General features: G+C 73.6%; 10 protein-coding genes. 6 read left to right on the plus strand and 4 right to left on the minus strand.

Going from position 1 to position 13032, the window contains the following annotated elements; all coding sequences use genetic code 11:
- Nucleotides 1–103: 103 nt before the first annotated feature.
- Together ACIQWR_RS08665 and ACIQWR_RS08670 are read left to right on the plus strand one after the other, a co-directional pair.
- Entirely contained in the window at nt 104–3646 is a 3543-nt protein-coding gene (locus tag ACIQWR_RS08665; RefSeq protein ID WP_404006006.1) for a HAMP domain-containing protein, read from the plus strand.
- The gene (locus ACIQWR_RS08670) at nt 3643–5997 is read left to right on the plus strand and encodes a SpoIIE family protein phosphatase (protein ID WP_404006007.1); all 2355 of its coding nucleotides are present in this window, start codon (nt 3643–3645) and stop codon (nt 5995–5997) included. Before ACIQWR_RS08665 ends, ACIQWR_RS08670 begins: the two co-directional genes overlap by 4 nt.
- A gap of 36 nt (nt 5998–6033) precedes the next feature.
- Here the strand turns inward: ACIQWR_RS08670 and ACIQWR_RS08675 are convergent, their stop codons facing one another.
- Together ACIQWR_RS08675 and ACIQWR_RS08680 are read right to left on the minus strand one after the other, a co-directional pair.
- Complete coding sequence (locus ACIQWR_RS08675; RefSeq protein ID WP_404006008.1) at nt 6034–6858, minus strand: DUF1206 domain-containing protein; 825 nt, start codon at nt 6856–6858, stop codon at nt 6034–6036.
- Between the two features lie 5 nt (nt 6859–6863).
- Nucleotides 6864–7313 carry an SRPBCC family protein gene (locus ACIQWR_RS08680; protein ID WP_399258089.1) on the minus strand — a complete coding sequence of 150 codons (450 nt, stop codon included), beginning with the start codon at nt 7311–7313 and terminating at the stop codon, nt 6864–6866.
- Between the two features lie 122 nt (nt 7314–7435).
- Between ACIQWR_RS08680 and ACIQWR_RS08685 the strand changes: the two genes are divergently transcribed.
- Nucleotides 7436–7663, plus strand: a complete 228-nt coding sequence (locus ACIQWR_RS08685) for a DUF6296 family protein (RefSeq protein WP_404006009.1) — start codon at nt 7436–7438, stop codon at nt 7661–7663.
- Between the two features lie 38 nt (nt 7664–7701).
- Here ACIQWR_RS08685 and ACIQWR_RS08690 read toward each other — a convergent pair whose 3' ends face one another.
- Nucleotides 7702–8097 carry an ATP-binding protein gene (locus ACIQWR_RS08690; RefSeq protein WP_404006010.1) on the minus strand — a complete coding sequence of 132 codons (396 nt, stop codon included), beginning with the start codon at nt 8095–8097 and terminating at the stop codon, nt 7702–7704.
- Between the two features lie 277 nt (nt 8098–8374).
- Here ACIQWR_RS08690 and ACIQWR_RS08695 point away from each other — a divergent pair, with 277 nt between their 5' ends.
- Entirely contained in the window at nt 8375–9745 is a 1371-nt protein-coding gene (locus ACIQWR_RS08695) for a GH1 family beta-glucosidase (protein ID WP_404006011.1), read from the plus strand.
- Nucleotides 9742–10989 (plus strand): MFS transporter, encoded by a 1248-nt coding sequence (locus ACIQWR_RS08700; protein ID WP_404006012.1) that lies wholly within the window; start codon nt 9742–9744, stop codon nt 10987–10989. The genes ACIQWR_RS08695 and ACIQWR_RS08700 overlap by 4 nt, the downstream gene beginning before the upstream one ends.
- A gap of 18 nt (nt 10990–11007) precedes the next feature.
- Here the strand turns inward: ACIQWR_RS08700 and ACIQWR_RS08705 are convergent, their stop codons facing one another.
- Entirely contained in the window at nt 11008–11718 is a 711-nt protein-coding gene (locus ACIQWR_RS08705; RefSeq protein WP_404006013.1) for a YitT family protein, read from the minus strand.
- A 225-nt stretch (nt 11719–11943) separates the two neighbouring features.
- On the opposite strand from ACIQWR_RS08705, the gene ACIQWR_RS08710 reads away from it, so the two are divergent.
- A complete protein-coding gene (locus ACIQWR_RS08710) occupies nt 11944–12894 on the plus strand; it encodes a VanW family protein (protein ID WP_404006014.1) in 951 nt (316 codons plus the stop codon).
- The last annotated feature ends 138 nt before the right edge of the window (nt 12895–13032 follow it).

Consider the following 13032-nt stretch of genomic DNA (forward strand, 5'->3'; position numbering starts at 1 on the left):
GCGCAGTGATCACCCCCGTCCGCCGTCCTCCACCATCCGGGATCGGGCGGCCACAGGCGGGCGTTCCACGCGATGACGGTCGTCACTAGAGTGAGGTTGACGGATGGCTGAGCCCCCTGCCCCGGGGTCCGGGAGCGGCGATGCGGTGGTGCCGGGCGCGATCGGCGAGGCCGAACTGCGCCGGCTGCTGGCCGGACTGACGGCCGTGCGCGACGGAGACTTCCGCACCCGGCTCCCGCAGGAGGCCGAGGGGCTGCTCGGTGAGATCGCGACGGTCTTCAACGGGATGGTCGACCAGCTGTCGCTGTTCACCTCCGAGGTCACGCGGGTGGCGCGGGAGGTCGGCACCGAGGGCACGCTGGGTGGTCAGGCCGATGTGCCGGGCGTGGGCGGCGTCTGGCGGGACCTCACGGATTCGGTCAACTTCATGGCCGGAAACCTCACCGCACAGGTGCGCAACATCGCCCAGGTGGCGACCGCCGTGGCCGAGGGCGACCTCTCGCGGAAGATCACGGTGACGGCGCGCGGCGAGATCCTGGAGCTGAAGGAGACCATCAACACGATGGTCGACCAGCTCTCCGCCTACGCGGACGAGGTCACGCGGGTGGCCCGGGAGGTCGGCACCGAGGGGATCCTCGGCGGCCAGGCGCGCGTCCCGCACGTGGCGGGCACCTGGAAGAACCTCACCGACAACGTCAATTCCATGGCGAACAACCTCACGGGCCAGGTCCGCAACATCGCCCTGGTCACGACGGCCGTCGCCAACGGCGACCTGTCGAAGAAGATCGACGTCGACGCCCGGGGCGAGATCCTGGAGCTGAAGACGACGATCAACACGATGGTCGACCAGCTGTCCTCCTTCGCGGCCGAGGTCACCCGGGTCGCGCGCGAGGTGGGCAGTCAGGGGCGGCTCGGCGGCCAGGCCGAGGTCGAAGGCGTCTCCGGCACCTGGAAGCGACTGACGGAGAACGTCAACGAGCTGGCCGGGAACCTGACCCGGCAGGTCCGGGCCATCGCCGAGGTCGCGAGCGCGGTCGCCGAGGGCGACCTGACCCGCTCGATCACGGTGGACGCCTCCGGCGAGGTCGCCGAGCTCAAGGACAACATCAACTCCATGGTCGGCTCGCTGCGCGAGACCACGCGGGCCAACCAGGAGCAGGACTGGCTCAAGTCCAACCTGGCCCGCCTGTCGGGGCTCATGCAGGGCCACCGCGACCTCGCGGTCGTCGCCGCGCTCGTGATGGACGAGCTGACCCCGCTCGTCGCGGCGCAGTACGGCGCGTTCTACCTCGCCGAGGACCATGCGGACACCACCGTGCTCACCCTGGTGGGCTCGTACGGGCGCCCCGCCTCCATGGTGGAGGGCGCCCGGTTCGCCCTCGGCGAGTCCCTCGTCGGGCAGGCGGCGCGCAGCCGCCGGACCATCGCCGCCGACCAGGTGCCCGGGACCTATTTCATCTCCTCGGGGCTCGGACACACCACGCCCGGCAGCCTGATCGTGATGCCGATCGTGGTGGAGGACCAGGTCCTCGGCGTGATCGAACTGGCCTCCTTCGGCGCCTTCACCCCCGTGCACCGGGACTTCCTGGGCCAGTTGATGGAGACCATCGGCGTCAACGTCAACACCATCGTCGCCAATGCCCGCACCGACGAACTCCTCGACGAATCCCAGCGCCTCACCGGCGAGCTACAGGCCCGCTCGACGGAACTCCAGGTCCAGCAGGACGAGTTGCAGCGCTCGAACGCGGAGCTGGAGGAGAAGGCGGCGCTGCTCGCCAGCCAGAACCGCGACATCGAGGCGAAGAACCTGGAGATCGAGCAGGCGCGCCAGGAATTGGAGGACCGCGCGCAGCAGTTGTCCCTCGCCTCGACCTACAAGTCCGAGTTCCTGGCGAACATGAGCCACGAACTGCGCACCCCGCTCAACAGCCTGCTGATCCTCGCCCAACTCCTCGCGCAGAACCCGCACCGCAACCTCACTCCGAAGCAGGTCGAGTACGCGGGCATCATCCACTCCGCCGGATCCGACCTGCTCCAGCTGATCAACGACATCCTCGACCTGTCGAAGGTCGAGGCGGGCAAGATGGACGTCCACCCCGAGCGGGTGCAGTTGCCGCAGTTGCTGGAGTACGTAGAGGCCACCTTCCGCCCGATGACCACGCAGAAGGGCCTCGGCTTCACGGTCACCACGGACGTCGAGGCACCCGCCGACCTGCTCACGGACGACTCGCGGCTGCGCCAGGTGCTGCGCAACCTGCTCTCCAACGCGGTCAAGTTCACCGAGCGCGGCAGCGTCGCGCTGCACGTCGAGCGCGCCCCCGACGTCTCGCTCCCCGCGGGTCTCCCCCGCCAGGGGGCGATGGTGGCCTTCCGGGTCCGCGACACCGGGATCGGCATTCCGCCGCAGCAACTGGGCTCGGTGTTCGGCGCCTTCCAGCAGGCCGACGGCACGACCAGCCGCAAGTACGGCGGAACCGGCCTCGGGCTGTCCATCAGCCGCGAGATCGCCCAGCTCCTCGGCGGATCGGTGACCGCGCAGAGCACCCCCGGCCAGGGCAGCACCTTCACGCTCTACCTGCCCGTCACCCGGCCCGACTACGAGGACCAGCCGGACCCGGCGGCGGGCGGGCGCGGGCCCTTCGACGACCGGGCCTTCCCGCTGCCCGCCGCGCTGCCGGCCCGGCGACCCGATCCGCAGCGCGCCGCGCCGCGTCCGCCGCGCCGGATCCTGGTCATCGAGGAGCGCCCGAACGGCCTGCTCGCCCTCGTCGCCGAGAGCGCCACCCGCGAGGTCGCCCCGGCCCGCGGAGCGGGCGGGGACCCGGTCGCCGCACAGGTCGTGGACGGCGCACAGGTCGTGGACGGCGTGCAGGTCGTGGACGGCGGGCACGGCGTACAGGTCGTACAGGCCGCGAACTCCACGGAGGCGGCAGCGGCCCTGGCGGCCGGACCCTTCCACTGCGTGGTCCTGGACCTCGACCTCCCCGGCGGCGAGGCGGACCGCTTCCTCGACGCGCTGGACGCGGACGCGGCGCCGGCCTCCCTGCCGGTCCTGGCCCACGACAACGGCGCGCTGGACCCCGACCGGGAACGGGAGCTGCGCACGCGCGCCGCCTCCTCGGACCTTGAGGTGCTGTCCGGTCTGGACGAGCTCCGCGGACGCATCGCCGTACACCTGTCGGCCGCGACCGCGGACGCACCGCGCTACGTACGGCCGCCCGCACCGGTGCGGGAGATCCGGCCGCGCTCCGGCCGCCGGGGCGGGGAGGGACTCGCGGGACGCACGGTGCTCGTCGTGGACGACGACGCGCGCAACCTCTTCGCGCTGAGCGGGATCCTCGAACTGCACGGTGTCCGGGTCCTCCACGCGGAGGACGGCCGCAAGGGCATCGAGACCCTCGTCGCCCACCCCGAGGTCGACCTGATCCTGATGGACGTGATGATGCCGGAGCTGGACGGATACGCCGCGACCGCGGAGATCCGGCGCATGCCCCGGTACGCCGACCTGCCCATCATCGCGGTGACCGCCAAAGCGATGCCCGGCGACCGCGAGAAGAGCCTCGCGTCGGGGGCGAGCGACTACGTCACCAAGCCGGTCGACGCCGACGACCTGATCGGCCGCGTACGGCGCTGGATGCTGGCATGACGCCCTCCTCCGGGCAGCCCCCGCCGGCCCTGGGACGGCTCGTCGCGACCGTCGAGCGGCTGCGGGAAGAGGTACGGGCGGCGCACGCGGCGGCCGACGGCCGGGCGCTGATCGAGCTGGCCAAGGGCGTCCTCATCGGGCGCCTGCACTGCACCCCCGCGACCGCGGCCCGGCAACTGGACGAGCTGTGCCGCCAATCCGGCCTCTCCCCGCTGGAACTGGCCGCCGACATCGTGAACCAGGCGGCCCGCGACCACGTCGGCGACGTCGCCGCCGAGTTCCTGGAACGGATCGGCGCGCCGGGCTCCCTCCCCGCCGACCCGGGCGCCGAGGTACGGCTGCGCACGGCCGAGAGCGGCGCACTGGCCGCCGCCGGGGACACGCAGGCGGTCGCCCAGTCCCTGCTGACCCACGCGCTCACCCCGCTCGGGGCCGTGGCCGTCGCCGTGTGGACGGCGGCGCCGGACGGCTCGCTCGGCCTCGCGGGGCACGCCGGTTTCGCCGCCGGGGAGGCCGCGCGCTGGCGGCACGTACCGCCGGGGGTCCGGACGGTCGCCCGGCTCGCCCTGGACGAGCGCGCCCTGGTGACCCTGGCCGGGCCCGACGAGGACGGCCCGCCCTCGATCGGCCGCCTCCAGTGGCCGAGCGGGGGGCGGATGGCCGTACCGGCCGGGACCGGCGGTCGCGTCCACGGCGTGCTCGAAGTGTGTTGGCCGCAGCCGCTGGCGCCGCAACCGCCGCCGGTCGAGCGGCAGATCGAGACCCTCGCCGAGCTGTGCGCGCACACCATGGACGCGGGGCCCGCGCCCGGCAGCGGACCCCCGCAGGGCACGCCCGCGGACGTCAGGGAGCTGATCGACCTCGCCGAGGGGCTCCACGACCCGGCCGTGGTCCTCACTCCGGTGCTCGACCCCGCCGGGCGCCTGGACGACTTCCGCATCCACCACGTCAGCGGCAAGTTCGTCGACCCGGCGGGCCGCCCGCGCGGCGAGGTCGGCGGCTCCCTGCTCCTGGAGGCGTATCCGATGGCCGCGGGCGACAGCGGCCTGTTCGACGCCATCGAGCACGTGCACGCCACCGGCGAGCCCTTCCGCGCCCAGCGCATGCACCTCACCGCGCTCGTCGACCAGGTCCCCCTCACCTCGGTCGCCGACATCAGCATCAGCCGGCACGGGGTGGCGCTCCTGCTCATCTGGCGGGTGGAGGACGAGACGGCCCGGCTCGCCGGCCTGCTCCAGCACGCGCAGCGGCTGGGCCGGATCGGCGGCTTCGAGGAGAACCTGACCTCGGGCGAGATCACCTGGAACGCGCAGCTCTTCGCCCTGCACGGGCTCCCGCCCGCCGCGGACCCCGTCCCGCTCCGGGACCTGCCGCACCGCGCCCACCCCGACGACTCGGCCGGTCTGGGCCGCTTCCTGCGGGCGCTGCTCCACTACCGGCGGCCCGCCTCGGTCGACTTCCGGCTGCGGCGGCCGGACGGGATCACCCGGCACATCCGGGTCATCGCCGAACCGGTCCTGGACGTCGACCGCCGCTTGTACGCCGTGCGGGGCGCCTACCAGGACATCTCCGCCCAGCACTGGACCGAGGTCGCGCTGGCCGCGACGCGCGACCAACTCGCCCACACCGCCGCCGAGTCGGCCGAGCGCAGCCGGCTCGCCCTCCAGCTCCAGCACGCCATCATGCCGCCGACCCCGCCGGTCGTCGAGGCGCCAGGGCTGCGGGTCGCCGTGCGCTACCGGCCCGCCGCGTCCGAGTCCCTGGTGGGCGGGGACTGGTACGACACGGTGGTCCTGCCGTCGGGGCTGGTCCTGTTGTCCGTCGGCGACATCGCGGGGCACGGCATCGGGGCGGCGACCGCGATGGTGGTGCTGCGCAACGCGCTGCGCGGGCTCGCCGTCACGGGCGCCGGACCCGCGCAGCTCCTGTCCTGGCTCAACACCGTCACCCACCACCTGACGGAACGGGTGACGGCCACGGCCGTGTGCGGCCTCTTCGACCCGCGCACCCGGATCCTGCGCTGGGCGCGGGCCGGCCACCTGCCGCCGGTCCTGTTGCGCGGGGACGGAGCCCGGTCCTTCCCGCTCATCGAGGGGCTGTTGCTCGGCGCGCTCCCGGAAGCCGAGTACGCCGAGCGGGAGGTGCAGTTGGCGCGGGGGGACACCCTGCTGATGTACACCGACGGGCTGGTGGAGCGCCGCGACTCCTCGGTGCAGGACTCCCTCGGCCATCTGATGCGCACCGCGTCCGGCCGGGCGGCCGACCTCGACGGGCTGCTGGACCGGCTGCTCACCGACAGCCGCTCCGACACGGACGACGACACCTGCCTCATCGGCGTACGCGTGAGCTGACCCCCGCGCCGCGGCCCGGGCGGCGCGGAGCCGACGTCAGACCTCGCGCCAGCGGGCCATCGCCCAGGAGAACACCCCGAACAGCATGAGGCCGACGGCGACCGCCACGAGCAGCCAGGGGCCGGCCGGGGTGGCGGTGAAGGAGCGCAGCGTGTCGTCGACGCCCTTGGCGCGGCCGGGGTCGTAGCGCAGGGCGGCGTGGCAGACGAAGCCGCCCGCGACGGCGAAGACCGCGCCGCGGCAGACCCCGCCGCTCACCCCGAGGAACTCGACGGCCCGCCGCCAGCCCGCCGACGCGCCGCCCATGCGCAGGTGGTCGCGGAAGCGGCGCCGGGCCGCCCGCACGGCGATGCCGATGCCCGCGGCGGCGATCCCGAGCCCGGCCGCGCCCACCAGCCATTGCCCGGCGGGCAGTTGCAGCGCCCGCGCGGTCATGTCGCGCGACTGGTCGTCGCCGGAGCCGCCGCCACCGGACCCGGCGGCGAAGGACAGTACGGAGAACGCGGCGCCCGTGTAGAAGGCGGCGCGGGCCGCCGAGGCCAGTCGCTTCCCGGTCCGGTCGCCGCGCGGCCCGGCCGCGCCGAACGCCGCCTCCGAGGCGCGCCACAGCACCATGCCCACGAGCCCGATCCCGACCGCCCACACCAGGACGCCGCCGAACGGCTGCCCGGCCAGGGTCTCCAGGGCGCCCTGCCGGTCCGCCTCGCCGACGGGCTCGCCGAAGGCGACCCGTACGGCCAGCAGTCCGGTCAGTACGTACAGCACTCCGCGCGCCGCCAGTCCGCAGCGCGCGGTGACCGCCCGGCCCGTACCGCCCCTGGACGCGGTCCGGACCCCCTCCTTCGCGACGTCCGCGCTCACCGGGCTCACACCTCGCCGCGCCAGCCGCCGGTCTCCACCCCGCGGGCTTCGATGAACAGCTTGAACCGTTTGAGGTCACCGCTGACCTGGCGTTTGACGAAGCCGAGCTTGTCCGCGGCGCTCTCGGCGAGGCCGTCGGGGGCCCAGTTCAGGTGGAGTTCTATCCGGGTGGTGGTGGCGTCGACCGGCTGGAAGGTGACCAACCCGGCCTGCCGGGCCTCGCCGCTCACGCTCATCCACGCGACGCGCCGGTCCGGGAGCTGCTCGGTGATCCGGGCGTCGAACTCGCGCTCCACGCCGTTGACGTTCGTCACCCAGTGCGTGAGGGTGTCGCCGCGCTGCTCCACCCGCTCGACCCCCTCCATGAAGGCGGGGAACTCCTCGAACTGGGTCCACTGGTTGTAGGCCGTCCGCAGCGGGACGTTCACCTCGACGTGTTCTTCGACGTGCGACATCACGGGGTCCTTCCCTCGGCACTGGACACTGTGCGGACCCTTGTGCCCCGGACTCCCCGGTCCATGTGCCCGGGGGCCGGGCCCGCCTGGCGGCCGCCCCGCACGCAATCCACAATGGAACGGTGAACCGGTACGAGCTGGTGTTCAGGAGCGCCGGGTCCGCGGAGCCCGGCGAGGACACCGTCGTGGTGTCGCGCACCGCGCAGACGGGCCCCGGAGGCAGCCCCGTGTACGCCGACGAGTCCGGAATCCTGCGCGCGGAGATCAGCGATCAGGGCGAGGTGCGGATCCTCGCCACGGGCGGCCACCAGGACACCACGTCACCGGTGCGGGCCCGCCCCCTGGACTGATCCGGCCCCGTACACGGGCCTGCGCTCCCCCCGGTCCGTCAGCGCAACCGCAGCCGGACCCGGACGGTCTTGCCGCCCGTCGGCAGCGGGGCCACCGACACCCGGTCCGCGAGGAGCCGGACCAGCGGCCACCCGAAGCCCCCCTCGATCGCGCCGCCGCCGGGTGCGCCGGGCCGGATCGGGCGCCCGGCCGCACTGTGCGGGAGTTCGCAGCTACGGTCGGTGACGGTGATCTCCAGGGCGTCGCTGTCGACCACGGCTTCGAAGCCGGCGAGGCCGCCGCCGTGCCGGAAGGCGTTGGTGACCAGCTCGGACGTCACCAGCAGGGCATCGGCCCGGGCCGCCCCGCTCACCACCGGTCCGCCCGCGTCGGGTCCGCCGTCCAGCAGGGCGGCCACGCGGGCGCGGGCGTCGGCCGCATCCGACGGGGTCACCGGCCCGGTCGTACGCACCACACGCTCGCTCACAACCATCACAGCCCTCGCACCCGTCCCTCTTCGCTCGTGCTCTCCCGTGCCGTCTGCCCTCCCGCGGCGCGGGTACACCCGCCCTGTACTCGCATCTTGCGGCGCGCGCCCGCACGCGGTGAACACCCCGCCACAGAAACTTGAGGATTGTTCACTTTCCATTGACAGGCCGGGCCCCGGGACCCGAGAGTTCCGTCAGCGAGCGCGCCCCGCGCAGCCCCTCCCCCGAGCGAAGCGAGTCCGCATGACCGCGTCCGTACCCGAGTTCCCGGCCGGGTTCCTCTGGGGCGTCTCCGCCTCCGCCTTCCAGATCGAGGGCTCGCTCACGGCCGACGGCCGGGGCCCCTCCTCCTGGGACGCCTTCACCCGGGAAGCGGGCCGCATCAAGGACGGTTCGCACGCGGACGTGGCCACCGACCACTACCGGCGCTACCGCGAGGACGTGGCGCTGATGGCCGAACTCGGCGTCGGTGCCTACCGGTTCTCGGTGTCCTGGTCCCGCGTCCTGCCCGAGGGCGGGGGCGAGGTCAACCGCAAGGGGCTGGACTTCTACGACCGGCTCGTCGACGAGCTGTGCGCCGCGGGGATCACCCCGGCACCGACCCTCTTCCACTGGGACACCCCCCTCGCCCTGGAGGAGCGGGGCGGCTGGCTCGACCGCGACACCGCCGAGCGGTTCGCCGCGTACGCCTCGGTGGTCGCCGGACGGCTCGCCGACCGCGTCCCGCTGTGGATCACCATCAACGAACCCGCCGAGGTCACGCTCCTCGGCTACGGACTCGGCGAGCACGCCCCCGGCAGGCAACTCGTCTTCGACGCGCTGCCCGTGGCCCACCACCAACTCCTGGCCCACGGCCTCGGCGTACAGGCCCTGCGCGCCGCGGGCGCCCGCGGGATCGGCATCGCCGCCTCGCACAGCCCCGTCTGGACGGCCGGCGACGACGAGGCCGACCGCGCCGCGGCCGAGCTGTACGACACCCTCACCAACCGGCTCTTCGCGGACCCGATCCTGACCGGCGCCTACCCGGACGGCCTGGCCGACCTGCTCCCCGGGCCGGTCGCGGAGGACCTGAAGACGATCTCGGCGCCGCTGGACTGGTACGGGATCAACTACTACAACCCGATGCTCGTCGGCGCTCCCCGACCCGCCTCCGGGGCGGGGGACTTCGGCGGCATCGAGATCCCGTCGGACCTGCCCTTCGCCATCCACCCCATCGAGGGGCGCGAGCGGACCGACTTCGACTGGCCGGTGGTCCCGGAGGGGCTGCACGAACTCATCGGCGTCATGCGCGAGCGCTACGGAGACCGGCTGCCGCCGCTGTACGTCACCGAGAACGGCTGCTCGTACGGAGACGGGCCCGACCCCGTGACGGGCCGGATCGAGGACGCGCGCCGGATCGCCTACCACGACGGGCACCTGCGGGCCCTGCACCGCGCGATGGCCGAAGGGGCCGACGTGCGCGGCTACTTCATCTGGTCGATCCTCGACAACTTCGAGTGGGCCGAGGGGTACCGGCAGCGGTTCGGGCTCGTCCACGTCGACTACGAGACCATGCGGCGCACGCCCAAGGAGTCCTACGCCTGGTACCGCGATCTGATCAGGCGCGGCCGGTGAGCGTCGGGCGGCCCGCCACGGAGGACGGAGCCACGAAGGACGCGGCGGACGGGCGGTGGGTGGCGGCCCTCTCCCTCGCCAACCTCGGTGTCTGGGTGGGCTGGTTCGGCCCGCTGCAACTGCTGCTGGCGCGGCAGGCGCAGCAGCTCGCGCCCGACCACAAGGCCGCCACGCTCGCCCTGGTGACGGGCCTGGGCGCGGCCGTGTCGATGGTGGCCAACCCGGTCTTCGGGGCGCTGTCCGACCGGACGACGGCGCGCGTGGGGCGGCGCGTCCCCTGGGTGGTCGCCGGGACGGCGGGCGGCGCCGCCGGGCTGGCCGTCCTCGCCCTCGCGCGGAGCGTGCCGGCCGTCATCGCGGGCTGGTGCCTGGTCCAACTCGCCCTCAACGCCTCGTTCGCCGCCCTGACCGCGGCCGTACCCGACCAGGTGCCGCGGCGGCGGCGCGGACTGGTCGGCGGCTGGCTCGGCGTCTCCCAGGTCGTCGGCATCCTGGTCGGCACGGCGCTGGCCACCGTCGCGGGCGGCACCGGCGCCGGGTACCTGGCCTGCGCGACCTTCTCGGTGGTCGCGGCCCTGCCCTACGTACTCATGCGGCGCGACACCGCGCTCCCGCCCGCCGCCCGGCCCGCGTTCCGCTGGCGGGCCTTCCTCACCGGCTTCTGGATCGACCCGCGCCGCCACCCGGACTTCGCGTGGGCCTGGCTCACCCGGTTCCTGATGAACCTGTCGTACTCGATCAGCACGATGTACCTGCTCTACTACCTGACCGACGCCGTGCACTACGCCGACGACGCGGACACCGGGGTGCTCGTCCTCACCGCGCTCAATGCGCTCACCATGCTCGCGACGGTGGTGATCAGCGGTGCCCGGTCGGACCGCAGCGGGCGCCGCAAGCCGTACGTGATCCGGTCGGGGCTGGTCATCTCCGCGGCCACCCTGCTGCTCGCCGTGTGGCAGACCTGGACGGGCGCGGTCGTCGCCTCGCTCATCCTCGGGATCGGCTTCGGCGTGTACACCTCGGTGGACTTCGCCCTGCTCACGGACGTCCTGCCGACGGCGCGGGACCGGGGCCGCGACCTGGGCGTCATCAACATCGCCAACGCGATGCCGCAGGTCCTGGCCCCGGTGATCGCGGCCCCGGTGGTCACCCACCTCGGCGGGTACACGGCCCTGTACGCCCTCGCGGGCGCGCTGGCCCTGGTGGGGTCGGTACTGGTCCGCCGGATCCGCTCGGTGGCGTAGCCGGACCGGTGGACGGCACTACGGCGTGCGCTCCGGCTGCGGGGAACGGCGCGGCGCCTTCGACGGGGGGTGCTCCGCGCCGGGGGACGGCCGCTCCGGGGCCTCGTCCGGGCGGGGCGCCGGGGCGGGGAGGGCGAAGACGCGGAGGAAGACCTGGGAGAGCGGGCCGATGGCCAGCGCGTAGGCGACGGTGCCGATGCCGACGGTGCCGCCGAGCAGGAATCCGGCCGCGAGGACGGTGACCTCGATCGCGGTCCGCACCAGCCGCAGCGACCTGCCGGTGCGGCGGTGCAGGCCGGTCATCAGGCCGTCACGGGGGCCCGGACCGAACCGGGCGGCGATGTAGAGGCCGGTGGCGACGCCGTTGAGGACGATGCCCGCCGCCAGCAGCGCGCCCTGCGCCACGGCGCCGCGCACGTCCGGGAGCACCGCCAGCGTGCCGTCCATGGACAGGCCGACCGCGAAGACGTTGGACACCGTACCCAGCCCCGGGCGCTGCCGCAGCGGCACCCACAACAACAGGACGAGCGCGCCGACGACCACGGACACCGTGCCGATGGTCCACCCGGTGCGCTGCGCTATGCCCTGGTGGAAGACGTCCCAGGGATCCAGTCCGAGGCCCGCCCGGACCAGGAACGCCGAGCTGGCGCCGTAGAGGGCGAGCCCGACGTAGAGCTGGAGCAGCCGACGGGGGAGGCGGCCCGGGGATCGGGGTGCTGCGCTGGACACTGTGGAACCTTTCCGAGGGCCAAAGAGCGGATCGTGCCATCATGTGGCACCTCTCCGTACGCCACACAGGGCCAATTCGACCCGAGTGGCCTTCCTCCCGCGCCCGCGGTCGTGGCGACGGACGGATCCGCCCGCCATCGTGAGAATCTGCACACTTTGCCCTATTTGCCAGAAATTAGATCACGCTGGGGCTGTACCGACACGTCCAGAACCACTGGGAGAGAGATGCGACGCGCACACGGCCGGACGGACTCCAGGCGGATAGCCCTGACCACCGCGGGCGCGGCTGCCGCGCTCGCCCTGACCGCCCTGCTCCCCGGTTCCGCCACCGCGGCCGAGCGCCCCGCGGGTCCGGCGGCCGGCACCGCCGCGGCCCCCGCCCAGGCCGTGCGCCAGCTCTCCTCCTTCACCGTCGACTTCCCCAGCGCGCCCTACCGCACCCACAACATCGCGCGGGCCGTGGCCCTGATCGACGGGGCCGTCGTCCGCCCCGGCGAGACGTGGAGCTTCAACGGAGCGGTCGGCGAGCGGACCGAGCAGAACGGTTTCGTCGACGGAATCATGATCAACGACGGCCGTTACGTGAAGGCGCCCGGCGGCGGCGTCTCCGCCGTCGCGACCACGATGTACAACGCGATGTTCTTCGCGGGCCTGGCGCCGGTCGAGCACGGGGCCCACTCGTTCTACATCGAGCGCTACCCGGAGGGCCGCGAGGCCACCGTCGCGTGGGGCACCCTCGACCTGCGCTGGAGAAACGATTCCGGCCACCCGGTCCGGATCCGCGCCACCTCCACCGACACCTCGGTGACCATCGCCCTCCGCGGCACTCCGCGGTACGACGAGATACGCGCGACCCGGGGCCCGCGCACCCACGTCACACCCCCGGCCAAGCGCACGGCCACCGGCCCCGACTGCGAGGCGCAGACCCCGGCCGAGGGCTTCGATGTGGCGGTCGACCGCGTCTTCGTACGCGGTGGGCAGGAGGTCAAGCGCGAGACGTACCGGACCCATTACACTCCGCGCGACGAGGTCACCTGCCTCCCGGACCCCTCGGCCACCCCCACGCCCCCCACGACCGACGCACCCTCCGGCGCCGCATCGACGCCCACGGGCACACCCCCGGCCACACCCCCGGCCGCGCCCGCGCCCACCGCGACACCCACCCCCCGGGCCTGACCGCAGGACGTCGATCTTCGGCCACCGGACGTCTCCCCCTCGGCCGTCCCTGGTCGAGCACGTGCGCGACACCGCGCGTGCTGTGTGCATATTCGCGGTGATTATGCTTTCGACAACCGCGAAATGAATTCCAGGTAC

The sequence above is a fragment of the Streptomyces sp. NPDC098789 genome, assembly GCF_044759975.1.
In the GTDB taxonomy this organism is placed as follows: Bacteria; Actinomycetota; Actinomycetes; order Streptomycetales; family Streptomycetaceae; genus Streptomyces.